The organism is Streptomyces sp. NPDC051180 (assembly GCF_040689545.1).
In the GTDB taxonomy this organism is placed as follows: domain Bacteria; phylum Actinomycetota; class Actinomycetes; order Streptomycetales; family Streptomycetaceae; genus Streptomyces.
Map to the genome: position 1 here is coordinate 74,494 of NZ_JBFBBC010000011.1, position 23,025 is coordinate 97,518.

Annotated in this window: 22 protein-coding genes and 1 riboswitch; of the genes, 9 read left to right on the forward strand and 13 right to left on the reverse strand. The window is 70.7% G+C overall.

What is annotated here, in order from left to right; translation table 11 throughout:
* Positions 1-25: 25 nt before the first annotated feature.
* Both AB0424_RS20615 and def read left to right on the forward strand, forming a co-directional pair.
* Entirely contained in the window at positions 26-1,006 is a 981-nt protein-coding gene (locus AB0424_RS20615; RefSeq protein WP_366307412.1) for a hypothetical protein, read from the forward strand.
* A gap of 67 nt (positions 1,007-1,073) precedes the next feature.
* Positions 1,074-1,706 carry a peptide deformylase gene (gene def, locus AB0424_RS20620; RefSeq protein WP_366307414.1) on the forward strand — a complete coding sequence of 211 codons (633 nt, stop codon included), beginning with the start codon at positions 1,074-1,076 and terminating at the stop codon, positions 1,704-1,706.
* Here the strand turns inward: def and AB0424_RS20625 are convergent.
* The 7 genes from AB0424_RS20625 to AB0424_RS20655 form a co-directional block, all read right to left on the reverse strand.
* A complete protein-coding gene (locus AB0424_RS20625; RefSeq protein ID WP_366307416.1) occupies positions 1,682-2,095 on the reverse strand; it encodes a DUF2809 domain-containing protein in 414 nt (137 codons plus the stop codon). The genes def and AB0424_RS20625 overlap by 25 nt on opposite strands.
* A 90-nt stretch (positions 2,096-2,185) precedes the next feature.
* Complete coding sequence (locus AB0424_RS20630; protein WP_366307418.1) at positions 2,186-3,202, reverse strand: ribonucleotide-diphosphate reductase subunit beta; 1,017 nt, start codon at positions 3,200-3,202, stop codon at positions 2,186-2,188.
* Positions 3,202-5,580: a ribonucleoside-diphosphate reductase subunit alpha gene (locus tag AB0424_RS20635; protein ID WP_366307420.1), complete on the reverse strand. Its 2,379-nt coding sequence runs from the start codon at positions 5,578-5,580 to the stop codon at positions 3,202-3,204. The genes AB0424_RS20630 and AB0424_RS20635 overlap by 1 nt, the downstream gene beginning before the upstream one ends.
* A gap of 132 nt (positions 5,581-5,712) precedes the next feature.
* Positions 5,713-5,853: riboswitch (cobalamin riboswitch) on the reverse strand.
* Positions 5,854-5,891: 38 nt separating this feature from the next.
* A complete protein-coding gene (locus AB0424_RS20640) occupies positions 5,892-6,392 on the reverse strand; it encodes a GNAT family N-acetyltransferase (RefSeq protein WP_366307422.1) in 501 nt (166 codons plus the stop codon).
* Between the two features lie 87 nt (positions 6,393-6,479).
* A complete protein-coding gene (mctP, locus tag AB0424_RS20645; RefSeq protein ID WP_366307424.1) occupies positions 6,480-8,105 on the reverse strand; it encodes a monocarboxylate uptake permease MctP in 1,626 nt (541 codons plus the stop codon).
* Positions 8,102-8,356 carry a DUF3311 domain-containing protein gene (locus AB0424_RS20650; RefSeq protein ID WP_366307426.1) on the reverse strand — a complete coding sequence of 85 codons (255 nt, stop codon included), beginning with the start codon at positions 8,354-8,356 and terminating at the stop codon, positions 8,102-8,104. The genes mctP and AB0424_RS20650 overlap by 4 nt, the downstream gene beginning before the upstream one ends.
* A gap of 326 nt (positions 8,357-8,682) precedes the next feature.
* Entirely contained in the window at positions 8,683-9,447 is a 765-nt protein-coding gene (locus tag AB0424_RS20655; RefSeq protein ID WP_366307734.1) for a GntR family transcriptional regulator, read from the reverse strand.
* A 431-nt stretch (positions 9,448-9,878) separates the two neighbouring features.
* Between AB0424_RS20655 and AB0424_RS20660 the strand changes: the two genes are divergently transcribed.
* From AB0424_RS20660 to AB0424_RS20675, 4 genes are all read left to right on the forward strand, one after another.
* Complete coding sequence (locus tag AB0424_RS20660) at positions 9,879-11,159, forward strand: extracellular solute-binding protein (RefSeq protein WP_366307428.1); 1,281 nt, start codon at positions 9,879-9,881, stop codon at positions 11,157-11,159.
* Between the two features lie 74 nt (positions 11,160-11,233).
* A complete protein-coding gene (locus AB0424_RS20665; protein WP_366307430.1) occupies positions 11,234-12,223 on the forward strand; it encodes a sugar ABC transporter permease in 990 nt (329 codons plus the stop codon).
* Complete coding sequence (locus tag AB0424_RS20670; protein WP_366307432.1) at positions 12,220-13,098, forward strand: carbohydrate ABC transporter permease; 879 nt, start codon at positions 12,220-12,222, stop codon at positions 13,096-13,098. Before AB0424_RS20665 ends, AB0424_RS20670 begins: the two co-directional genes overlap by 4 nt.
* A gap of 9 nt (positions 13,099-13,107) precedes the next feature.
* On the forward strand, positions 13,108-14,637 hold the full coding sequence (locus AB0424_RS20675; protein ID WP_366307434.1) for a glycoside hydrolase family 3 N-terminal domain-containing protein: 1,530 nt from the start codon (positions 13,108-13,110) through the stop codon (positions 14,635-14,637).
* Between the two features lie 110 nt (positions 14,638-14,747).
* Here AB0424_RS20675 and nagB read toward each other — a convergent pair whose 3' ends face one another.
* Both nagB and AB0424_RS20685 read right to left on the reverse strand, forming a co-directional pair.
* On the reverse strand, positions 14,748-15,533 hold the full coding sequence (nagB, locus tag AB0424_RS20680) for a glucosamine-6-phosphate deaminase (protein WP_366307436.1): 786 nt from the start codon (positions 15,531-15,533) through the stop codon (positions 14,748-14,750).
* A 200-nt stretch (positions 15,534-15,733) separates the two neighbouring features.
* A complete protein-coding gene (locus AB0424_RS20685) occupies positions 15,734-16,510 on the reverse strand; it encodes an SDR family oxidoreductase (protein ID WP_366307438.1) in 777 nt (258 codons plus the stop codon).
* 83 nt (positions 16,511-16,593) lie between these two features.
* Between AB0424_RS20685 and AB0424_RS20690 the strand changes: the two genes are divergently transcribed.
* Together AB0424_RS20690 and AB0424_RS20695 are read left to right on the forward strand one after the other, a co-directional pair.
* Entirely contained in the window at positions 16,594-17,193 is a 600-nt protein-coding gene (locus tag AB0424_RS20690; RefSeq protein WP_366307440.1) for a TetR/AcrR family transcriptional regulator, read from the forward strand.
* A gap of 437 nt (positions 17,194-17,630) precedes the next feature.
* The gene (locus AB0424_RS20695) at positions 17,631-19,097 is read left to right on the forward strand and encodes a PAS domain-containing sensor histidine kinase (protein ID WP_366307442.1); all 1,467 of its coding nucleotides are present in this window, start codon (positions 17,631-17,633) and stop codon (positions 19,095-19,097) included.
* A gap of 150 nt (positions 19,098-19,247) precedes the next feature.
* Here AB0424_RS20695 and AB0424_RS20700 read toward each other — a convergent pair whose 3' ends face one another.
* Together AB0424_RS20700 and AB0424_RS20705 are read right to left on the reverse strand one after the other, a co-directional pair.
* Positions 19,248-19,505, reverse strand: a complete 258-nt coding sequence (locus AB0424_RS20700; protein WP_003953983.1) for a WhiB family transcriptional regulator — start codon at positions 19,503-19,505, stop codon at positions 19,248-19,250.
* Positions 19,506-19,823: 318 nt separating this feature from the next.
* A complete protein-coding gene (locus tag AB0424_RS20705; protein ID WP_366307444.1) occupies positions 19,824-20,792 on the reverse strand; it encodes a diacylglycerol kinase family protein in 969 nt (322 codons plus the stop codon).
* Between the two features lie 107 nt (positions 20,793-20,899).
* On the opposite strand from AB0424_RS20705, the gene AB0424_RS20710 reads away from it, so the two are divergent.
* Entirely contained in the window at positions 20,900-21,316 is a 417-nt protein-coding gene (locus AB0424_RS20710; protein WP_366307446.1) for a hypothetical protein, read from the forward strand.
* A gap of 1 nt (position 21,317) precedes the next feature.
* Here the strand turns inward: AB0424_RS20710 and AB0424_RS20715 are convergent, their stop codons facing one another.
* Complete coding sequence (locus tag AB0424_RS20715) at positions 21,318-22,358, reverse strand: RNA polymerase sigma factor SigF (RefSeq protein WP_366307448.1); 1,041 nt, start codon at positions 22,356-22,358, stop codon at positions 21,318-21,320.
* Positions 22,355-22,768, reverse strand: a complete 414-nt coding sequence (locus AB0424_RS20720) for an anti-sigma regulatory factor (RefSeq protein WP_019889334.1) — start codon at positions 22,766-22,768, stop codon at positions 22,355-22,357. Before AB0424_RS20720 ends, AB0424_RS20715 begins: the two co-directional genes overlap by 4 nt.
* Between the last annotated feature and the right edge of the window lie 257 nt (positions 22,769-23,025).

Genomic DNA, 23,025 nt, shown 5'->3' on the forward strand with positions numbered 1-23,025 from the left:
GTGAAGCGACCGGCAGGCGGGAATCGTGAAGATCTTCGGGAAGGTACGGCATCGGCCCTCCGCCTCATGGCGGCAGGCCACCGACCGCGCGTTCACGCTGATCGGCGACGGCCGGTACGAGGACGCGGGCGCGCTCCTGACCCGCGCGGCGGACCTGGAGCCCTGGCTCTCGGAGTCCTGGTTCAACCTCGCGCTGCTGCACAAGTTCCGCCACGACTGGGAGCAGGCACGCGCCGCCGGCCTGCGCGCGGTCGCGCTGCTCGACAAGGAGAGCGGCGCCCCCGACTGGTGGAACGTCGGCATCGCCGCCACCGCCCTCCAGGACTGGCCGCTGGCCCGCCGGGCCTGGCAGGCGTACGGACTGAAGGTCCCCGGGGCCGCCGCCGGCACGGGAGAGCCCGCCGGCATGGAGCTCGGCAGTGCCGCCGTGCGGCTCTCCCCGGAGGGCGAGGCCGAGGTCGTGTGGGGCCGCCGCCTCGACCCGGCCCGCATCGAGGTCCTCTCCATCCCGCTGCCGTCCTCGGGCCGCCGCTGGGGCGAGGTCGTCCTCCACGACGGCGTGCCGAACGGCGAGCGGACCACCACCGCCGGCCCCTCCTACCCGGTCTTCGACGAGATCGAGCTGTGGGCGCCGTCCCCCGTACCCACCTGGGTCGTCCTCCTGGAGGCCGCCACCGAGGACGACCGGGACGCCCTGGAGCAGCTCGCCGCCGAGGCCGGCTTCGCCGCCGAGGACTGGTCCTCGTCCGTGCGGCTGCTCTGTCGCGCCTGCTCCGAGTCGACCATGCCGAGCGCCGAGGGCGAGGGCGAGCACTCCGACCCGCACGACCACAGCGAGCCGGGGCACCCCGGGCCGCTCGGCCACCGCTCGCCCGGCGAGCTGTGGGTGCCCGAGCGGGAGTGCGGCATCGCGGCCCCCGCGGGCCTGGTCCGCGGACTGCTGGACGGCTGGGTGGCGGACAGCCCTGACAGCCGGGAGTGGCGTGATCTCGAAGAGGTCTGCTGAGGCCACGGCCGCGGGCCCGTAGGCTGTCCTCCGACGGAATCGGGTTTTCAGAAGGGCGCGGCCGGACATGGCGCAGCAGGAGACGGACGAGCAGGCGATCAACGACGGCTTCGTCGTGGACACGGAGGACTGCGAGGCGCGTGAGCTCGCCTACCGCGAGCGCGGCACGGCCCGCCCGATCACGGTCGTCGGCAACCCCGTGCTCCACAAGGAGTGCAAGGACGTCACCGAGTTCGACGCCGGACTCGCGCAGCTGATCGACGACATGTTCGCCAGCCAGAAGGCCGCCGAGGGCGTGGGCCTGGCCGCGAACCAGATCGGCGTGGACCTCAAGGTCTTCGTCTACGACTGCCCCGACGACGAGGGCGTCCGGCACACCGGCGTCGTCGTCAACCCGGTCCTCCAGGAGCTCCCCGCCGAGCTGCGCGTCCTCGACGAGTCCAACGAGGGCTGCCTCTCCGTGCCGACGGCCTACGCCGAGCTGGCCCGCCCCGACTACGCCGAGGTCCACGGCCAGGACGCCCAGGGCAACCCGATCAAGGTCCGCGGCACCGGCTACTTCGCCCGCTGCCTCCAGCACGAGACGGACCACCTGTACGGCTACCTGTACATCGACCGCCTCTCCAAGCGCGACCGCAAGGACGCCCTGCGCCAGATGGAAGAGGGCACCCCGCGCTACGACACGGTCCCCAACGCCTGACGGCGCCCGTCGCTCCTCGCGCACACGGCGCGGTGGCCGGCCCAGCCGACCGCCGCGCCGATCGCGTACCAGAACAGGTCCGGCGCGTTGAACGTCGTACCGAACACCAGCCGCGCCATCGTGCTGCGCAGGGCCAGCTCGGCCGGTACGCCCGTCAGCTGGAACAGCTCCATCCCCCAGCTGAACCCCAGGGCGACCCCCGCCGAGACCGCCGGCCGCACCCGGGGCGCGACCAGCACGACCAGGGCCGCGACCAGCACCGTGTAGAGCGCGTCCCCCGCGTACTTGGCGAGGTCCCCGGACCCGGTCGCCCTGATCCCCAGCCCCGCCCCGACGGTCGCCAGGGCGGCGCCCCCGGCCAGGACACGCACCCGCACGAGATCGCCCATGCCGGGCACCCTATGCGCTCCCGCGCCGGACGCGACGCGAAACGGGAAGGGCCCCGCACTCGCCGAGTGCGGGGCCCTTCCTCGTCCGGCCTAGAAGTCCTCGTCCAGGTCCACCGAGCCCTCGACCGCCACCTGGTAGGCGGACGGACGGCGCTCGAAGAAGTTGGTGAGCTCCTGGACGCCCTGGAGCTCCATGAACGCGAACGGGTTCTCCGAGCCATACACCGGGGCGAAGCCGAGGCGCTGGAGGCGCTGGTCGGCGACGCACTGGAGGTACTCGCGCATCGACTCGGTGTTCATGCCGGGCAGGCCGTCGCCGCACAGGTCGCGGCCGAACTGGAGCTCGGCCTCGACGGCCTCCCGCAGCATGTCGGTGACCTGCCCGCGGAGCTCGTCGTCGAAGAGCTCCGGCTCCTCCTTGCGGACGGTGTCCACGACCTCGAAGGCGAAGTTCATGTGCATCGTCTCGTCGCGGAACACCCAGTTGGTGCCGGTCGCCAGGCCGTGCAGCAGACCGCGCGACCGGAACCAGTACACGTACGCGAAGGCGCCGTAGAAGAACAGGCCCTCGATGCACGCCGCGAAGCAGATCAGGTTCAGCAGGAAGCGGCGGCGGTCGGCGGCCGTCTCCAGGCGCTCGATCTTCTCGACCGAGTCCATCCACCGGAAGCAGAACTGCGCCTTCTCACGGATGGAGGGGATCTCCTCGACCGCGTCGAACGCGGCGGCGCGGTCGTCCGGGTCGGGCAGGTAGGTGTCGAGCAGCGTCAGGTAGAACTGGACGTGCACGGCCTCCTCGAACAGCTGGCGCGACAGGTACAGGCGCGCCTCCGGGGAGTTGATGTGCTTGTAGAGCGTCAGCACCAGGTTGTTCGAGACGATCGAGTCGCCCGTCGCGAAGAACGCGACCAGACGGCCGATCATGTGCTGCTCGGCCGGCGTCAGCTTGGCGAGGTCGGCGACGTCGGAGTGCAGGTCGACCTCCTCCACCGTCCAGGTGTTCTTGATCGCGTCCCGGTACCGCTCGTAGAAGTCCGGGTAGCGCATCGGGCGGAGGGTCAGCTCGAAGCCCGGGTCCAGGAGGTTCTTCTGTTCGGTGGAGCTCATTACTGGCACGCCTCGCAGGACTCGGGGTTTTCCAGGGAGCAGGCGAGGGCGTCCGCGTCGGAGGCCGCCTGCTGGACGGGGATGGGGGCAGCGGCCGTCGTCGACGCCTGCGCGGCGCGGGCGATCCGGGTCGCCGGGCGGGAGCGCAGGTAGTACGTCGTCTTCAGACCCTGCTTCCAGGCGTACGCGTACATCGACGACAGCTTGCCGATCGTCGGCGTCTCCATGAACAGGTTCAGCGACTGCGACTGGTCCAGGAAGGGGGTGCGGGCCGCGGCCATGTCGATCAGGCCGCGCTGCGGGATCTCCCAGGCCGTGCGGTACAGCTCGCGGACCTCGGCGGGGATCCAGGTGAAGCCGGCCACCGAGCCGCTGGAGTCGCGCAGCGCGTCCCGGGTCTGCGCGTCCCACACGCCGAGGCTCTTCAGCTCGTCGACGAGGTAGGAGTTGACCTGGAGGAACTCGCCCGACAGCGTCTCGCGCTTGAAGAGGTTGGAGACCTGGGGCTCGATGCACTCGTAGACACCGGCGATCGAGGCGATCGTCGCGGTCGGCGCGATCGCCAGCAGCAGGCTGTTGCGCAGGCCCACGGCGGCGATCCGCTCGCGCAGCGCGGCCCAGCGCTCCGGCCAGTTCAGCTCGACGTCGTAGTGGTCCGGGTGCAGCACGCCGCGGGCGGCACGCGTCTGCTCCCAGGCGGGGACCGGGCCGCTGCGCTCGGCGAGGTCGGCGGACGCCTCGTACGCCGCGAGCATGATCCGCTCGGCGATACGGGTGGACAGCGCGCGCGCCTCGGCCGAGTCGAACGGCAGCTTCAGCTGGAAGAAGACGTCCTGGAGGCCCATCGCGCCCAGGCCGACCGGACGCCAGCGGGCGTTGGAACGCCCGGCCTGCTCGGTCGGGTAGAAGTTGATGTCGACGACCCGGTCGAGGAAGGTGACGGCCGTGCGGACGGTCGCGTCCAGCCGCTCCCAGTCGATGTCCCCGCCGGTCACGAAGGACCCGAGGTTGACCGAGCCGAGGTTGCAGACGGCCGTCTCGCCGTCGTCGGTGACCTCGATGATCTCGGTGCAGAGGTTCGAGGAGTGGACGACGGTGCCCGGCTCGGCCGTCTGGTTGGCGGTCCGGTTCGACGCGTCCTTGAAGGTCATCCAGCCGTTGCCGGTCTGCGCCAGGGTCCGCATCATCCGGCCGTACAGGTCGCGGGCCGGCATCGTCTTGCGGGCCAGGCCCTTGGCCTCGGCGGCGCGGTAGGCCGCGTCGAACTCGTCGCCCCACAGGTCGACCAGCTCGGGGACGTCCGCCGGGGAGAACAGCGACCACTCGCCGTCCGCGTTGACCCGGCGCATGAACTCGTCGGGGATCCAGTGCGCCAGGTTCAGGTTGTGCGTACGGCGCTGGTCCTCGCCCGTGTTGTCGCGGAGCTCCAGGAACTCCTCGATGTCCGCGTGCCAGGTCTCCAGGTAGACGGCGGCGGCGCCCTTGCGGCGGCCGCCCTGGTTCACCGCGGCGACGGAGGCGTCGAGGGTCTTCAGGAACGGCACGATGCCGTTGGAGTGGCCGTTGGTGCCGCGGATCAGCGAACCGCGGGCGCGGATGCGGGAGTAGGAGAGCCCGATGCCGCCGGCGTGCTTCGAGAGGCGCGCGACCTGGTGGTAGCGGTCGTAGATGGAGTCCAGCTCGTCCTGCGGGGAGTCCAGCAGGTAGCAGGAGGACATCTGCGGGTGGCGGGTGCCGGAGTTGAAGAGCGTGGGGGAGGACGGCAGGTAGTCCAGGCGGCTCATCAGCCCGTACAGCGCGGCGACCTCGTCGAGCGCGCGGACGCTGTCGTCCTCGGCCAGGCCGCAGGCGACGCGGAGCATGAAGTGCTGCGGGGTCTCGATCACCTGACGGGTGATCGGGTGGCGCAGCAGGTAGCGCGAGTAGAGGGTGCGCAGACCGAAGTAGCCGAAGCGGTCGTCGCCGGCCGCGTCGATGGTCGCGTCGAGCCGCTCGGCGTGCCGCGTGACGAACTCCGCGGTGCGGTCGGCGATCAGGCCCTCGCGGTGGCCGACGGCGACGGAGGAGGAGAAGGTGACCGAGCCCTGGCCGGCGGCCTCGTCGGCGATGGTGATCGTCAGGAGCCGGGCGGCGAGCCGGGAGTACGCCGGGTCCTCGGCGATCAGGCCCGCGGCCGCCTCGGTGGCCAGCTCGCGCAGCTCCGCCTCGTCCGACGCGGCGCTGCGGCCGCGGAGCGCGGCGGCGGCGACCTTGCCGGGGTCGGTGTCGGGGAGATCGGCGGTGAGGTCGGTCAGGGTCCGCAGCAGTACGGTCCCGGGGCCGTCGCTCTCGACCGCGGAAGCCTCGGCCGAAGCCGGATCGGCGGGCGCGATGGTCACGTGGGGGCTCTCCCTCGCTCGGCCGGGGCCGCGACGGGGGAAGGCGGGCAGGGGGACGTCCTGGGTCGTCGGACGCGCCGTGTCCACCGGCCCACTCCGCGAGGCCCGGAAGTCAGTGGCACCCGGAACGGAAGGACCGGGCGCGCCGTCGGCAGGTCCTCGGACTCACTCCGTACGAATCCGCACGAAGCACACCGTTGCGGGACAGTTCCGGATTCGCGCCGGATTCCCCTGCGTCGACAGCGAGGACGAGCATACATGTGGGGGGCGCCGCTCTTGGCACCCCCCACATGTTGTGTCGTCGCCTCGGCTCACCACTCCAGGGCGTAGGTGCGCAGAGAGTGACCGGGGATCGGCTCCCAGTCCCGTTCCGGGGTGCGGACGAAGCCCAGACGCTCGTAGATCCGGTGCGCGGCGGCCATCGAGACGTCCGTGGAGAGCACGAGACGCGCACACCCCGGGAGCTCCCGCGCCCGCTCGACGCAGGCCCGCACGAGGGCCTCTCCGACACCCCGGCCGCGCGCCTCCGGCGAGACCACCAGCATGCGGAACTCGGCCTCGCCCTCGACCGCGATGTCGGCCCAGGGGGTGGCGCCCCGGACGAAGGTCACCCCGCCGAGCATCCGCCCCTCGCCGTCCTCGGCGACGAGCACCTCGCTCTCGCGCGCCCGCCGCGCGGTGTCCCGCAGCACGTGCAGGTACGAGTCCTCGGCCCCGTACTTCAGCAGCCCGTCGTTCAGATAGGTGCCCGCGGTGAGCTCGCCGAGCTCCTCGTGCTCCTCGGGCCGTACCGCCCTGATCGTGAAGTCCATGGGGACAGTCTCCCCCCGCGGGCCACGCGAGGGGCCCGGGACCTCCTGGCGAGGTCCCGGGCCCTGTGCGGACGGATGTTCGTCGGGTCAGTGCGTCGTGGAGCCGAGCTTCGGCAGCTCCTTCTCCACGCCCGGGTCGCCGGCGTCGGCGGTGTAGTCCGACGGCGAGGTCTCGTCGACGCCCTCGGGGGCCTTGACGGCCTTGAGGACGAAGGTGAGGAAGACGGTGACGACGACGTTGAGCACGAAGGCGGTGAGGCCGATGTAGCCGATCTCCCCGATGCCGGGGATCTCGGCGGAGGAGCCGCCGAAGTGCTTCTGGGTCGGGCTGGCGACGCCGTACGCGGCGAAGGTGCCGTAGACCATGCCGACGGCCCAGCCGGCCAGGAGGGCCCAGCGGTGGAACCAGCGGGTGAACAGGCCGCCGACGAGCGCGGGGAAGGTCTGCAGGATCCAGATGCCGCCGAGCAGCTGGAAGTTGATCGCGACCGTCTTGTCCATGGTGAGGACGAAGACCAGCGCGCCGACCTTCACCAGGAGCGAGACCAGCTTGGAGACCTTGGTCTCCTGGGCCGGGGTGGCGTCCGGTTTGATGAAGTCCTTGTAGATGTTGCGGGTGAAGAGGTTGGCCGCGGCGATCGACATGATCGCGGCCGGGACGAGCGCGCCGATGCCGATGGCGGCGAACGCGACGCCCGCGAACCAGTCCGGGAACATGGTCTCGAAGAGCTGCGGGATGGCGAGCTGGCCGTTCTTGACCTGGATCCCGGCGGCGATCGCCATGAAGCCGAGGAGCGCGAGCAGGCCCAGCATCAGGGAGTACAGCGGGAGGATCGTGGTGTTGCGGCGGATGACCTCGCGGCTCCGGGACGACAGGGTCGCCGTGATGGAGTGCGGGTACATGAAGAGCGCGAGCGCCGAGCCGAGGGCGAGCGTCGCGTACGTCCACTGGCCCGCGTCGCCGGGGACGAGCGTGCCGCGCGGCTTGCCGGTCGCCGGGTTCGTCTGCGCGTACGCCTCGCCGGCCTTGGCGAAGATCTCGTCGAAGCCGCCCAGCTTGATCGGGATGTAGATGATCGCCACCGCGATGACGATGTAGATCAGCGTGTCCTTGACGAAGGCGATGAGCGCGGGGGCGCGCAGGCCGGAGGAGTACGTGTACGCCGCGAGGACGCCGAAGGCGAGCAGCAGCGGCAGGTCCTTGACGAACCAGTGGGTGTTCTCGCCGCCGCCGACGCCCATCACGTCCAGGACGGCCTGGATGCCGACGAGCTGGAGCGCGATGTACGGCATGGTGGCGAGGATGCCGGTGACCGCGACCGCCAGCGACAGGCCCTTGGACCCGAAGCGTCCGCGGACGAAGTCGGAGGTGGTCACGTACCCGTGCTTGTGCGAGACCGACCACAGGCGGGGCAGGAAGGTGAAGATCAGCGGGTACACCAGGATCGTGTACGGCACGGCGAAGAAGCCGGCCGCGCCCGCCGCGTAGATGGCCGCCGGGACGGCGACGAAGGTGTACGCGGTGTAGAGGTCGCCGCCCAGCAGGAACCAGGTCACCCAGGTGCCGAACGATCTGCCGCCCAGGCCCCATTCGTCGAGGCTCTGCTCGTCCGCGGCCTTGCGCCAGCGCGCGGCCAGGAAGCCCATGACCGTGACGGCCACGAAGAAGAAGACGAAGACGCCGAGCGCCACGCCGTTCACGCCGTCCTTCATCGCGCGTCACCTCCCTTGCGGGCACGCTGGTCCAGCTGCCACAGCTTGTACGCGACCATGGTGAGCGCGGTGGAGATCAGCACCCAGAGCATCTGGTACCAGTAGAAGAACGGAATTCCGGCGAAGAGAGGTTCGGTCTTCGCATAGGAACTCACCCAGAGCATCGCCACGAACGGGGCGAAGAGGCAGAGCCCGATCACCACCCTCAAGGGGGTGATGGCCGGTTGTTTCCCTTGTGTCGCTTCTGACATGGCGATTCGTCCCCTCGCTGATCACCTCGGTAATGCTGGGGAAATCTAGGGGACGCGTTCGCCGCAGGGAACCCCCGTCCGCATAACGGAGTCGATTCTTCGGGAATTCGTCACAACCGGCTGCTCCGGGGCGCCCGCGGCCTTTCCGCGGAGCCTTCCGTGACGCCTTCCGTGTCGCCTTCCGTGTCGCGCGCTGCGGCGGGAAGCGGAATCGCCAGGGTCTAGACCAATGATGGCCGGTTCCGGACGCAGTCCGGCCCGCCGTCCCGGGATGCGGGAGCGGCGGGCCGGGTGGTGGAAAGCGGCGGGCCGGGTGGCGCGGGGGATCAGCCGTTCGGGCGCTTGAGGCGGGCGACGAACTTGTACCGGTCGCCGCGGTACACGGAGCGCACCCACTCCACGGGCTCGCCCTGGCCGTCCAGGGAGTGGCGGGAGAGCATCAGCATCGGCAGGCCGACGTCCGTGCCGAGCAGCCCGGCCTCGCGCGGGGTGGCGAGGGAGGTCTCGATGGTCTCCTCGGCCTCGGCGAGGTGCACGTCGTACACCTCGGCGAGGGCGGTGTAGAGAGAGGTGTACTTCACCAGCGAACGGCGCAGCGCGGGGAAGCGCTTGGCCGAGAGGTGGGTGGTCTCGATGGCCATCGGCTCGCCGCTCGCCAGCCGCAGCCGCTCGATGCGCAGGACGCGGCCGCCGGTCGAGATGTCGAGGAGGCCGGCGAGGGTGTCGTCCGCGGTGACGTAGCCGATGTCGAGGAGCTGGGAGGTCGGTTCGAGCCCCTGGGCCCGCATGTCCTCGGTGTACGAGGTGAGTTGGAGGGCCTGGGAGACCTTGGGCTTGGCCACGAAGGTGCCCTTGCCCTGGATGCGCTCCAGGCGCCCCTCGACGACCAGCTCCTGGAGGGCCTGGCGCACGGTGGTCCGCGAGGTGTCGAACTCGGCGGCCAGGGTGCGCTCCGGGGGCACCGGCGTGCCGGGCGGCAGGGTCTCCGTCATGTCGAGCAGGTGACGCTTCAGCCGGTAGTACTTGGGCACGCGCGCGGTGCGGGTGACTGCCCCGCCCTCTGTCTCTGTGCCGCCCGCGTCCGTGGCCATGGCCTGCCTTCCCGACTCCTGTGCTGCTGCCGTCACCGGCTCCTCCGTCTGTCGCGGCTCACATGGTGGCACGGTTCGTGTGCCCTCACCGTTTCTCCTGCCGATATGTGCCGGTTCGGCGAGGAGGAGTCGTTCCCTGCTTCTTATACACCGAGGGACGCCCCGTTGGTCTAGGCCATTCCGGCCGAGAGGTGAGCGCCTCCTCCACCGGCCTCCGCCGGCCACCCGCGCGAGCCGCGCCGGGGTGAGGTGTCGGTCCGATAACGGACGCCACTACCCGTCTTACACACTCTTGACACCCCAAAAGGTCTAGGCCAAGCTCCGGGTACTGGTCTAAACCATTAAAGACCAGGTCCCAGCCCCACGAGCACTACCCGACGTATGTCTTCGCGCGGTGGGCAGGGGTTGCAGGCATCCCTGAGGAGGGTGGCGTGAAGCGCAAGCTCATCGCGGCGATCGGCGTCGCGGGCATGATGGTCTCGATCGCGGCGTGTGGGGGCTCCGACGGCAAGTCCGGAGACAACGCCGGCGGCGACGCCAAGGAGCTCACCGTCTGGCTGACGGTCGACGCCCAGAACAACTGGCCCGAGCTGGTCAAGGCCGCCGACGACGCGGTGACCAAGAAGCACCCGGGCATCAAGATCAAGCACGAGTACTACGGCTGGCCGGACAAGAACACCAAGCTCGACGCGGTGCTCGCCACGGACAAGGCCCCGGACGTTGTCGAGATGGGCAACTCCGAGATGATCAGCTACATGGCCAAGGGTGCCTTCGCCGAGGTCGACGCGTCGAAGTTCGACAACTCCGACAAGTGGCTCGACGCCCTCAAGGACTCGGTCACCTACAACGGCAAGACCTACGGTGTCCCCTACTACGCCGGTGGCCGCGTGGGCACCTGGCGCAAGGACGTCGCCGCCGAGGCCGGTGTCAAGGCCGCCCCGAAGACCTGGGCCGAGCTGACCGCCGCCCTCGACGCCATCCAGGCGAAGAAGGGCGACAAGTTCAGCGCCTGGTACCAGCCGTCGCCCGACTGGTACGCCGCCATGTCCTTCGTCTACGACGCGGGCGGCTCCATCGCCAAGCAGGACGGCGAGACCTGGAAGTCGAACCTGTCCTCGCCCGAGTCCCTCAAGGGCCTCACGGCGTACAAGGCCATCCTCGACAAGTACATGCACGGCGACAAGACGAAGGACGAGTCCGACCGTCCCGTCGTCTTCGGCCAGGGCAAGTCCGCGACGATCTTCGCCGCCGGCTGGGAGGGCGCCACCGCGGCCGACCCGAAGACCGACAAGGTCGGCGGCCTGGCGGACAAGCTCGAGAACTTCGTGATGCCCGGCCCGTCCGGCAAGAACCTCCCGGTCTTCCTCGGCGGCTCGGACCTGGCCATCCCGGTCAAGTCCAAGGCGCAGGGCGTCGCCGGCGAGTGGATCGCCGCCTTCACCGGCGCCGAGGGCCAGAAGGGCCTCATCGCCAAGGGCAACCTGCCCAACAACAAGGCCGACCTCGCGCCGCTGAAGAGCGACCCGGCCACGACCGTCGCGGCCACCGCCGCCGAGTCGAGCTACTTCGTCCCGACCGCTCCGGGCTGGGGCCAGGTCGAGAAGGCCCAGATCCTCAAGACGATGCTCATCGACATCGCCAAGGGCAAGTCCGTCGAGGAGGCCGCCAAGGCCGCCGACACCGCGATCGACAAGGTCATCAACACCAAGTGACCTATGGGCAGGGCCCCGTCTCAGGACGGGGCCCTGCCGCCCGTACCAGGAGAGGGATCGCTGAGGAGCACGGGATGAGTGCCGCAGACACAACCACCGCGAAGGTGCCGCCGGTGCGGCAATCGCCACCCTCCGGCTCCACAGCCGGCGGCCCGGGGAAGCCCGGCAAGAAGAACGGCGGGGCAGGCGTCCCATGGCTGCTGCTCGCGCCATGTCTCCTCGTCCTGCTCCTGGTACTGGGCTATCCGCTGGTCCGCCTGGTCACCCTCTCGTTCCAGAAGTTCGGCCAGCCCCAGCTGTGGGGCTTCCAGGAAGCGGAGTCGGCCGGCTTCGACAACTTCACCAAGATCCTCGGTGACTCCGAGTTCTGGTCGGTCGTCCTGCGCACCGTGCTCTTCGCGGGCGGCGCGGTGATCGTCACCATGGTCCTCGGCATGATGATCGCCCTGCTGCTGCAGAAGGTCTCGGGCTGGGTCAAGGCCCTGATCAACATCGTGCTCGTGGCGAGCTGGGGCATGCCCATCATCGTCGCCACCGCCATCTTCAAGTGGCTCTTCGACGCCGACTACGGCGTCCTCAACTGGCTGCTCAGCCGCATCCCCGGCGTCGACATGATCGGCCACAACTGGTTCGCCAGCGGCCCGCAGGGTCTCGCCGTGATCATGCTGCTCGTCGTATGGGGCGCCGTGCCCTTCGTGGTCATCACCCTGAGCGCCGGCCTCACGCAGGTGCCCAAGGAGCTCGAAGAGGCGGCCCGTCTCGACGGAGCCGGCGCCTGGGGCGTCTTCCGCTTCGTCACCCTGCCCATCCTCAAGCCCATCATCGTCATGCTGACCACGCTGTCGGTGATCTGGGACATGGGCGTCTTCCCGCAGGTCTACGTGATGCGCAACGGCCACCCGGAGCCCGAGTTCCAGCTGCTCACCACGTACTCCTTCGACCGGGCGTTCGTCGTCAACGACTACGGCACCGGCTCCGCGATCGCGCTCGTCACGGTCCTGCTGCTGCTCGGCGTCGTCGCCGTCTACATGCGCCAGATGCTCAAGATCGGAGATGTGGAGTGAGCGCCGCCAACGCCGCGGCAGCCCCGGCCAAGTCGCCGGCGCCCGCCGTCACCCACCGCCGCAAGTCCAAGCTCGGCTGGAACCTCCTCGGTCTGCTCGTCGTCCTCACGGCCGGTTTCCCGGTCTACTGGATGATCAACACGGCCTTCAAGCCGGCCAAGGACGCGATCGACCCCGACCCGCACTTCTTCCCGTCGACCTTCACGCTGGAGAACTTCAAGCGTGCCCTCGACATCGCGGACTTCTGGGGCCCGGTCTTCCGCAGCCTCGTGGTCTCCCTCGTCGTGGTCGTCATCGGCATCGCGGTCGGACTGCTCGCCGCCCTGGCCATCTCCCGGTTCGCCTTCCGCGGCCGCAAGATCGTGATCGTCGGCATCCTCGCGGTCCAGATGGTCCCGCTGGTCGCCATGATCATCCCGGTCTTCCTGCTCCTCAACGACCTCGGCCAGTACGACCGGCTCAGCGGCCTGATCATCACGTACCTGACCTTCATCCTCCCCTTCACGGTGTGGACGCTGCGCGGCTTCATCGTCAACATCCCGAAGGAGCTGGAGGAGGCGGCCATGGTCGACGGCTGCACCCGCACCGGCGCCTTCGTCCGGGTCGTCTTCCCGCTGCTCGCCCCGGGCATGGTCGCCACCTCGGTCTACGGCTTCATCCAGGCGTGGAACGAGTACCTCTACGCCCTCATGCTGATGAGCCAGCAGAACCAGACGGCCACCGTCTGGCTCAGCAACTTCATCACCAAGAACGGCACCGAGTACGCCCCGATGATGGCCGGCTCGACCATGATGGCCGTCCCCATCGTGATCCTCTTCCTGCTCGTCCAGCGCAAGATGGCCGCCGGCCTGACCGCCGGCGCGGTGAAGGGATAACCGAGCCCCATGACCACTCTCGTACACGGCTCGGACACCCTGACGCGTGACGCGCTCACGGTCCTCCAGCCCGGCTTCGTCGGAACCACCGCCCCCGACTGGCTGCTCCGCCGCATCGGCGAGGGCCTGTCCTCGGTCGGCCTCTTCGGCCGGAACATCGTCGGCCCCGGCCAGCTCGCCGCGCTCACCGCGCAGCTGCGGGCCGAGCGGGACGACGTCCTCGTCGCCATCGACGAGGAGGGCGGCGACGTGACCCGCCTGGAGGTCAAGGAGGGTTCGTCCTTCCCCGGCAACTACGCCCTCGGCAGCGTCGACGACGTCGAGCTCACCCGGGCCGTCGCCCGCGAGCTGGGCCGCCGGCTCGTCCAGTGCGGTGTCGACCTCAACTGGGCGCCCTCGGCGGACGTCAACTCCAACGCCGAGAACCCGGTCATCGGCGTCCGGTCCTTCGGGCCGGACCCGGACCTGGTGGCCCGGCACACCGTGGCGTACGTCGACGGCCTCCAGGGCGTCGGGGTCGCGGCCTGCACGAAGCACTTCCCGGGACACGGCGACACCAACGTGGACTCCCACGACGCGCTGCCCCGGATCGATGTGGACCTCGCCACACTGCACGCCCGTGAGCTGGTACCTTTCCGCGCCGCCATCGCCGCGGGTACCAAAGCGGTCATGAGCGCGCATATCCTTCTGTCCGCGCTCGACCCCCACCGTCCGGCCACCCTGAGCCCGCAGATCCTCACCGGTCTGCTGCGCCAGGAGCTGGGCTTCGAGGGGCTGATCGTCACCGACGGCATGGAGATGCAGGCCGTCTCGGCGACGTACGGCATCGAGCGCGGATCGGTCCTCGCGATCGCCGCGGGCGCCGACGCCATCTGCGTCGGCGGCGGGCTGTGCGACGAGGACACCGTGCTGCGACTGCGCGACGCGCTGGTGAACGCCGTACGGACCGGTGAACTGCCCGAGGAGCGGCTGGCCGACGCCGCGGCGCGCGTGCGCGCCCTGGCGGCCTGGACCCAGGCGCACCGGGCTGGGGGCGGGGCTGAGACGGTGTCGGGCGCGGCAGTGCAGGAGGGGACCGCGCCCGGCACCGACATCGGACTCGTCGCCGCCCGCCGGGCCCTGAAGGTGACCCGCGGGGCGCACCCGCACACGCCGCTCACCGACGCCCCCTACGTGGCCTCCTTCACCCCGGTCGCGAACTTCGCGGTCGGCGACGAGACGCCCTGGGGCATCGCGGCGGAGCTGGAGCGCCTGCTGCCCGGAACGGAGACCGGCTCGTACGACGAGTCGTCTGCCGTGGACACGGTGCTCGCCGCCGCGGGGGAGCGGCGCATCGTGGCGGTCGTCCGGGACGTCCACCGGTACGCGTGGATGACGGGGGCGCTGGACGCCCTCCTCGCCGCCCGCCCGGACACGGTCGTGGTCGAGATGGGCCTCAACGAGGCGGAGCCCCGCGGGGCCCTGCACATCGCCACGCACGGTGCGGCCCGCGTCTGCGGCCGCGCCGCCGCGGAGGCCGTGGTGGGAACCGGCGCCTGACCGGCGCTCCCGTCGCCCGTACGCGAAGGGGCCCGGCACCTGGACAGGTGCCGGGCCCCTTCGGTGGTCCGGGGGTCTCCCGTCGGCGGGACCCCGGGGAGCCGGCCGGCTCAGATGCCCTGCCAGGAGGGCTTGGCGGCGAAGGTCTGACGGAAGTACTCGGCGAGCTTCAGCTTGGACGCGGCGGCCTCGTCGACGACGACCGTGGCGTGCGGGTGTAGCTGGAGCGCGGAGGCCGGCACCAGCGCCGCCACCGGGCCTTCGACGGTCTGCGCCACGGCCTCGGCCTTGCCCTCGCCGGTGGCGAGCAGCACCAGGTGACGGGCCTCCAGGATGGTGCCGATGCCCTGGGTGATGACGTGGTGCGGCACCTGCTCGATGTCGTCGTCGAAGAAGCGCGCGTTGTCCACCCGGGTCTGCTCGGTGAGCGTCTTGATCCGGGTGCGGGAGGCGAGCGAGGAGCACGGCTCGTTGAAGCCGATGTGCCCGTCGGTGCCGATCCCGAGGATCTGCAGGTCCACACCGCCGGCCTCGGTCAGCGCCCGGTCGTAAGCCTCGCAGGCAGCCTGGACGTCCTCGGCCGAACCGTCGGGGCCCATGAACGCCTCCGGGGAGAGCCCGAGGGGCTCGACGACCTGGCGCAGCACCGTGGAGCGGTAGGACTCCGGGTGGCCGGCGGGGAGGCCGACGTACTCGTCCAGCTGGGCGATCCGGGCCCGCGAGGCGTCCACGGAACCAGCCGTGACCTGGGCGACAAGGGCGTCGTAGATCGGGATCGGAGTCGAACCCGTGGCCACGCCGAGCAGCGCGTCGGGCTTGCGGCGCAGGAGGCCGGCGATGCCGTCCGCGATGAGCTCGCCGCCCGCCTTGGCGTCCTTGACGATGACAACTTCCACGCTGTGCCTGCCGATCTGGTGAGGGGCTGGTGAGGGGTCGTGTGGTATAGACCAATCTAAGGCCAAATCTAGCAGAGGAGAGCCCTTCTCCTCATGCCGTTCCACCCCACGGACGGCCGCCGACTCCATCGTCTGCCGCCCCTGACCCCCCAGCCACTCGAAGCCCTCCCGTCACACCGTGGGGCCCGCCCGGTCCGCCCTCAGGCCAGCGAGCCCCCGGTCGCGTCGATCCAGTCGCCGGTCACCCAGCGGGCGTCGTCCGAGACCAGGAAGGCCACCACGTCCGCTATCTCCGGCGGCGTCCCGACCCCACCGAGCGCCGCCATCGCCGCCGCCCCGGCCCAGGCGTCCGCGTCGCCCCGCAGCCAGCCCGCGTTGATGTCGGTGTCCACGATCCCGGGCGCCACCGCGTTCACCGTGATCCCGCGCGGCCCCAGGACCTTCGACAGATAGCGCGTGAAGGCGTCCAGGGCGCTCTTGGACATCGCGTACGCGATGAGCTCCGGCATCGCCGCCGCCTTGCTCAGCCCGCTGGAGACGTTGACGATCCGGCCGCCGTCCCGCAGCCGCTCCGCGCCCAGCTGCGCCAGGAAGAACGGCGCCTTGGTGTTGACCGCGAAGATCCGGTCGTACTCCGCCTCCTCGATCGTCGCGAACGGTCGCGACGCCCCGATCCCCGCGTTGTTCACCAGGATGTCGAGGCCGTCCGCGTGGGCGTCGAACGCCTCCCACAGAGCCGCCGCGTCCCCCGGCACCCCCAGCTCCTGGCCGATCGCGAAGGCCGCGCCGCCGGCCTCCTCGATCGACGCGACCGTCGCCTTCGCCGACGCCTCGTCGGATCCGTAGTGCACCGCGACCCGTGCGCCCTCGCGGCCGAGCCGCTCGGCGATCCCCCGTCCGATGCCCCGGCCGCCACCCGTGACCAGCGCCGTCCTCCCGGCCAGCTTCCCCGTGGACCCTGCTGCGCGCACGCTCATGGCACGCCCCCTCAATTTCCTAGCGGTCGTTACGAAAATGACCGTACCCCACCTTTCGTAGCGCGCGCTATAGAATTCACTCCATGGTGACGAGACCCCGCGGCCGCCCCCGCTCCTTCGACCGCCTCACGGCGCTGGAACAGGCGACCATGGCCTTCTGGGAGCACGGCTACGAGACGACCTCCGTCGCCGACCTCACCCGGGCCATGGGCATCAGCGCGCCGAGCCTCTACTCGGCGTTCGGCGACAAGAAGACCCTTTTCGAGGAGGTCGTCGAGGCGTACGTGCTGTCCTACGGCGCCTACGGCGGCCGGGCCTTCGCGGAGGAGCCGACCGCCCGCGCCGCCGTCGGCCGAGTCCTGCGCGAGGCCGCCACGCTCTTCACCGAGCCCGGCCACCCCCGCGGCTGCCTGATGATCTCGGCCGCGGTCAACTGCTCGACCCCCGAGGTGGAGGAAGCCCTCAGGGATCGCCGGAACGCCAACCTGGCGTCCTTCGAGGACCGGATCCGCCGGGGTGTGGAGTCGGGCGAGCTGCCCCCGGACACGGACGTCGTCGCCCTCGCCCGCTTCAGCGGCGCCGTCCTCCAGGGCCTCTCCCAGCAGGCCCGCGACGGCGCGACGGCGGAGGAGCTCACGGCCGTGGCCGAGGCGGCGATGCGCGCCTGGCCCGCGGGGGAGTAGCTGCGACGGGGGCAGCGGCGGCGGGGGAGTGGTGCGGCCCGTGAGCGGCCGACGGAGCCGGGGAGTGCGGGGTGGGCGAGCGCGAACCCTCGGCCGTGACGGGGCGGCGGAACGGCCCCGGAAACACCCGCGGGCCGCGGCGCCTGACGGGACCCTCAGCCCGTCCGGCACCGCAGCCCGGAGTTACTCGGCCGGGGGTGTGCGGTCCCTCGGCCGTGGGGAGGTCTCGACGCAGTCAGGGCAGAGAGCGTCGGGTACCTCGTCCACTCTCCTGTGCGGGGAGAGTGGAGGTCTATCGCGTTCATTGTGGACTAGACCATTCTTGTCTGTCCATCCACAGGAACGCGGTGCTTCCCGGCCCATCCTCCAACACGGAGCGCCGGAGATCCAGGTTCACCGCCTCCGAATTCCGCGGGTACGCTCGCACCGTGCCCTCCATGAACGACCTCGTGCGCCAGCACACCGCCCTGAGCGACTCCGACCTCGAGTGGCTCCACCTGCTGGTGTCGGAGTGGCAGCTGCTCTCCGACCTGTCCTTCGCCGACCTCGTCCTCTGGGTCCCGACCCTCGACGGCACGCGGTACGTCTCCGTCGCGCAGATGCGGCCGAACACCGGCCCCACCTCCTACCAGGACGACATGGTCGGCCACCTGGTCCCGCGCGGCCGCCGTCCGCTGCTCGACGCCGCGCTCGACGAGGGCCGGATCGTCCGCGAGGGCGACCCCGAGTGGCGCGAGGAGGTCCCGGTGCGCGTCGAGTCGATCCCCGTGCGCCGCGAGGGCAGGGTCCTCGGCGTCATCGCCCGCAACACCAACCTGCTGACCGTGCGCACCCCCTCCCGGCTGGAGCTCACCTACCTGCAGTCGGCCTCCGACCTCGCCCAGATGATCGCCGCGGGGACCTTCCCCTTCCCGGGCGAGCAGGTCGACATGGACTCCTCGCCCCGCGCCGGCGACGGTCTGGTCCGCCTCGACGCCGAGGGCGTCGTCCAGTACGCCTCGCCCAACGCGCTCTCCGCCTACCACCGGCTCGGGCTCGCCGCCGACCTCGTCGGCCAGCACCTCGGCCAGATCACCGCCGAACTCGCCCCCTCCCGGGGGCCGGTGGACGAGGCGCTGGTCACCCTGGCCTCCGGCTACGCGCCGCGCGAGTTCGAGGTCGAGGGCAACGGCGGGGTGATCCAGCTGCGGGCCATCCCGCTCAAGCCCAAGGGCACCCGGATCGGTTCGCTCGTCCTGCTCCGTGACGTCACCGAACTGCGCCGTCGCGAGCGAGAGTTGATCACCAAGGACGCCACCATCCGGGAGATCCACCACCGGGTGAAGAACAACCTCCAGACGGTGGCCGCCCTGCTTCGCCTGCAGTCGCGCCGGATGGACTCCGACCGCGGCCGCGAGGCGCTCAACGAGGCCGTGCGGCGCGTCGGTTCGATCGCCATCGTGCACGAGACGCTGTCCCAGAACCTGGACGAGCGCGTCGAGTTCGACGAGATCGCCGACCGGGTCATCGCGATGGTCGCCGAGATCTCCCCGGGCAAGGTGACCTGCCGGCGCACCGGCCGCTTCGGCATCCTCGACGCCGAGGTCGCGACCCCGCTCTCCATGGTCCTCACCGAGATCCTGCAGAACGCGCTGGAACACGCCTTCGCCCAGGGCGAGCAGGGCACCGTCGAGGTCTCCGCCGTGCGCGGTGAGCCGAGGGTCGACGCCCGGCTGCTCATCACGGTCCAGGACGACGGCTGCGGACTGCCCGAGGGATTCGACCCGCAGCGGGCCGGCAATCTCGGCCTCCAGATCGTACGGACCCTGGTGGAAGGGGAGTTGGGCGGTTCCTTCGACATGCTCCCGGGTGCCGAGCGCGGGACGAAGGTGGTTCTCGACATTCCCGTGCAGCCGCAGAAGTAGCGGCGGCCGGGCCGTTCACAGCAGCGAGCCCCGGACCGAGGTGATCGGTCCGGGGCTCGAATGCTGTGGGTTACTGCTGCGCGCTGCGGCTCGGGAGCGGTGATTGCGTACACGGTGTACGCGCCGCGTGCCTCAGGCTGTGCAGGTGGCTCAGGCGCTTGCGTTACGCGCCCGGTTGCGAGCGGCACGGCGCTTCATCGCGCGGCGCTCGTCCTCGCTGAGGCCACCCCAGACGCCGGAGTCCTGGCCGGACTCGAGCGCCCACTGCAGGCACTGCTCCATGACGGGGCAGCGGCGGCAGACGGCCTTGGCTTCCTCGATCTGCAGCAGCGCAGGACCGGTGTTGCCGATGGGGAAGAACAGCTCGGGGTCTTCCTCACGACAAACGGCGTTGTGACGCCAGTCCATGGCTGCTACCTCTCTCAGTGTTACGTGCCAGTTGCTTGTGAATGTGAACGCTTTCACGAATCCCCCCGCAAGGGAAGGGCCGACTGCCAGGTGAACTGGTGTGGTCCTTGTTGCTGAGGAGGGGTTCTGGCTCTCAGTGGAGGCCGGTCTTGCGGGCCGTCCCGATCGCCAAGAAGAGACTCCCAAACCCCAGCAACGGATACAACCCCTTCCGGAAAGTTTTTTTTGATTCCTCGGTGTCGGCTAGGTCACAGCCGTACTTCTAAGGGGTGGATGCGCGCCTAAACGTTCGAGTGAAAGGACTTTGGGCCCTTCCACTCACACAATCACACGCAGTGCACGGCGTACGCCTGTGAACGTCACGCTCGTACGCAGTCCCAGGTGGTCTCCGTCCATCTGCAGGGGGAGGGGGACCTTCGAATGCAAGGTGAAGTCGGTCAGGTCGTGAAGAGTCACCGCGTGCTTGCCCCGCGGGCCCCGTTCCGGGGTCGAGGTGAGCAGCTGAGTGGCGTACCGGGCCACCGCCGGAGCGGACAGACGGCTCAGTCCGAGCACGTCGAGCGCGGTTTCGAAGGACGCCTCCGGGGACGCGTACACCGGACGATTGCCCAGGTAGGTCCAGGGGGAGGTGTTGCAGATTATGGAGAGGACCAGATCCTCGACGGGCTCGGCCCCCGGGCGCTGCAGGGTGATCGTGCCGTGCCGGCGGTGCGGCTCCTCCAGGAACTGGCGCGCCACCTGACGCAGATAGAGGGCGTGCGTGGATCTCTTGCCGCGCTCCCGCTGCTGTTCGACTCGACCGATGACACTCGCGTCGAATCCGAGCCCGGCGCAGAAGGTGAACCAGCGGGACGGAACTCCCTCGTCCTCCGTGCCCGGCGTCCCCGATGCGAGCCCGAGGCTCACCGTGCGTGTCCGGCGCTCGCGCAGCGCGTCCAGCAGCGCGCCGGTCGCCTCCACCGCGTCGTTCGGCAGACCCAGCGCACGGGCGAAGACGTTCGTCGAACCGCCGGGGACCACCGCGAGCCCCGGCAGCCGGTCCGGATCGGGCCCGCCGTGCAGCAGCCCGTTCACCACCTCGTTGACCGTGCCGTCGCCGCCGAGGGCCACGACCAGGTCGATGTTCCCCGCGTCCGCGGCCCGTCGGCCCAGGTCGCGCGCGTGCCCGCGGTACTCGGTGGTGACCGCCTCCAGCTTCATCTCGCTCGCGAGCGCGTGGATGAGCACGTCACGGGTGCGGGCACTGGTGGTGGTGGCTGCCGGGTTGACCACGAGAAGTGCGCGCATGCCCGCCAGCGTACCTACCCGGCGGTACCCGGCGCAGGCCAGGCCGTCGCAGGGCGCCCGCACCCGGGCCGTCCGGCCCCGCGCCCACCCCGGCTACCCTGCCCTCTATGAGCAGTACGGAGCAGACCCCCCGCCCCACCCGTCTCGCCGCCGCGGCGGTCGTGGCCGGCATCGAGGCCCTCGGGCTCCTCGCCGGGGCTGTGTACATGCTGGTGCACGCCCTGACCGAGTCGTCCGGCGACCTCACCGGGGCCCTGACCGGAGCGGTGACGCTCGCCGCCCTCGGCCTGATCCCGCTCGCCGCGGCCCGCGGCCTCTGGCTGCGCCGCTCGTGGAGCCGCGGCCCGGCCGTCATCACCCAGATCCTCGCGCTGCCGGTCGCCTGGCAGATGCTCCGGGCCGACGGCGTGATCGTCCCCGCCGGCGGCGCCCTCGCCGCCCTCGCGGTCGCCGGGCTCGTCCTGCTGGTGAACCCGGCCACGACCGAGGCGCTCGGCGTCCGGCGCCCCGGCCAGGAGGTCTGACCTACTCCTCCACGAGGAGCTTCTCCCGCAGCTGCGCCAGGGTCCGCGCCAGCAGCCGGGAGACGTGCATCTGCGAGATGCCGACCTCCTGCGCGATCTGCGACTGGGTCATGTTCCCGAAGAAGCGCAGCAGCAGGATCCGCTTCTCGCGGGGCGGCAGGTCCTCCAGGAGCGGCTTGAGCGACTCGCGGTACTCGACCCCCTCCAGGGCCTCGTCCTCCGCGCCCAGGGTGTCCGCCACCGCCGGCGACTCGTCGTCGGTGTCGGGGACGTCCAGGGAGAGCGTCGAGTAGGCGTTCGCCGACTCCAGCCCCTCCAGGACCTCCTCCTCGGAGATCCCGAGCCGCTCGGCCAGCTCGTGCACGGTCGGCGACCGGCCGTGCTGCTGGGACAGCTCCGCCGTCGCCGTGGTCAGGGAGAGCCGCAGCTCCTGGAGCCGGCGCGGCACCCGGACCGCCCAGCCCTTGTCGCGGAAGTGCCGCTTGATCTCGCCGACGACCGTGGGCGTCGCGTACGTCGAGAACTCGACCCCGCGGTCCGGGTCGAACCGGTCGACCGACTTGATCAGGCCGATGGTGGCCACCTGCGTCAGGTCGTCCAGCGGCTCGCCGCGGTTGCGGAAGCGCCGGGCCAGGTGCTCCACCAGCGGCAGGTGCATCCGCACCAGACGGTTGCGCAGCTCCGCCTTCTCGGGGGAGCCCTCCGGCAGCTCGCGCAGCTCGAAGAAGAGGGCGCGGGCGCCGCTCCGGTCGTGCGGGTTCGGGACGGGCTCGGGCAGCTCGTCGGCCTCGTCCGCGTCGTCGGCCTGCTCGGCCTTCTCCTCGGTCCCGGCCGCCTCGCCCTGCCCTGCCTGCTCGCTCCCGGGCTGCCCGGGCAGCCCGGGCAGCGTGGCGGCGCCCTCGGGCGTCCCGGGGGCCTCCGGGACGCCGGGAACCTCGTGGTGCTGCTCGTGCTCGCTCATCTGGTCCGCCTGCTCCGTAGCGACCTCATGCGGCCGCGCCTGCTGCTCAGGGATGCCGGCCGTCGCGTCCCCGCTCCTCACGCCGGGCCTGGCCCCGCGCCGCGCTGTTTGTAGAGGCTGATCGAGACCGTACGGTCATCGGCCACCGACGACTCCACCTTCCCGGCCAGCGCCGACAGCACCGTCCAGGCGAAGGTGTCCCGCTCCGGCGCCCGGCCGTCCGTGGTGGGTGCGGACACCGTCACGTCCAGGGAGTCGTCGACCAGCCGGAAGACACAGCTGAGGACGGACCCCGGCACGGCCTGCTGGAGCAGGATGGCGCACGCCTCGTCGACCGCGATCCGCAAGTCCTCGATCTCGTCGAGGGTGAAGTCCAAGCGCGCCGCGAGGCCGGCCGTGGCCGTACGCAGCACGGACAGATAGGCACCCGCAGCGGGCAGCCGGACTTCCACGAAGTCCTGGGTCCCGGGCTCGCCTGCGATCTGGGACACCCTCACCTCCAAGGTGGCACAAGCTCATTCGGGGTTCGGGGGGAGAGGCCCCCGAACCGGGCGGTACGCAGGGGGCTGCGCGGTCCGCCGTGACGCTATCGCGATCCGTCCCGCCGTGTCGCCGTGAGCCCCTCGACCCCCGATCACGCTCGTCACCCATGGTAGGCCCACGGGCGCGGACGGTGGCCGGGGGCGTGCGAAGAGCGAAACCGAGCGACCGGCGGAGGGAGGACGTACCCAACCGCGCGCCGGTCGAA

Bases quoted from the DNA above. Each gene is read 5' to 3' on its own strand.
- AB0424_RS20705 (WP_366307444.1), bottom strand. From the start codon at position 20,792: ATGCGCGCACTTCTCGTGGTCAACCCGGCAGCCACCACCACCAGTGCC.
- def (WP_366307414.1), top strand. From the start codon at position 1,074: ATGGCGCAGCAGGAGACGGACGAGCAGGCGATCAACGACGGCTTCGTC.
- AB0424_RS20640 (WP_366307422.1), bottom strand. From the start codon at position 6,392: ATGGACTTCACGATCAGGGCGGTACGGCCCGAGGAGCACGAGGAGCTC.
- AB0424_RS20685 (WP_366307438.1), bottom strand. From the start codon at position 16,510: ATGAGCGTGCGCGCAGCAGGGTCCACGGGGAAGCTGGCCGGGAGGACG.
- AB0424_RS20650 (WP_366307426.1), bottom strand. From the start codon at position 8,356: ATGTCAGAAGCGACACAAGGGAAACAACCGGCCATCACCCCCTTGAGG.
- AB0424_RS20625 (WP_366307416.1), bottom strand. From the start codon at position 2,095: ATGGGCGATCTCGTGCGGGTGCGTGTCCTGGCCGGGGGCGCCGCCCTG.
- AB0424_RS20700 (WP_003953983.1), bottom strand. From the start codon at position 19,505: ATGGACTGGCGTCACAACGCCGTTTGTCGTGAGGAAGACCCCGAGCTG.
- AB0424_RS20690 (WP_366307440.1), top strand. From the start codon at position 16,594: ATGGTGACGAGACCCCGCGGCCGCCCCCGCTCCTTCGACCGCCTCACG.
- AB0424_RS20710 (WP_366307446.1), top strand. From the start codon at position 20,900: ATGAGCAGTACGGAGCAGACCCCCCGCCCCACCCGTCTCGCCGCCGCG.
- AB0424_RS20655 (WP_366307734.1), bottom strand. From the start codon at position 9,447: ATGGCCACGGACGCGGGCGGCACAGAGACAGAGGGCGGGGCAGTCACC.
- AB0424_RS20675 (WP_366307434.1), top strand. From the start codon at position 13,108: ATGACCACTCTCGTACACGGCTCGGACACCCTGACGCGTGACGCGCTC.
- AB0424_RS20630 (WP_366307418.1), bottom strand. From the start codon at position 3,202: ATGAGCTCCACCGAACAGAAGAACCTCCTGGACCCGGGCTTCGAGCTG.
- AB0424_RS20695 (WP_366307442.1), top strand. From the start codon at position 17,631: ATGAACGACCTCGTGCGCCAGCACACCGCCCTGAGCGACTCCGACCTC.
- mctP (WP_366307424.1), bottom strand. From the start codon at position 8,105: ATGAAGGACGGCGTGAACGGCGTGGCGCTCGGCGTCTTCGTCTTCTTC.
- AB0424_RS20665 (WP_366307430.1), top strand. From the start codon at position 11,234: ATGAGTGCCGCAGACACAACCACCGCGAAGGTGCCGCCGGTGCGGCAA.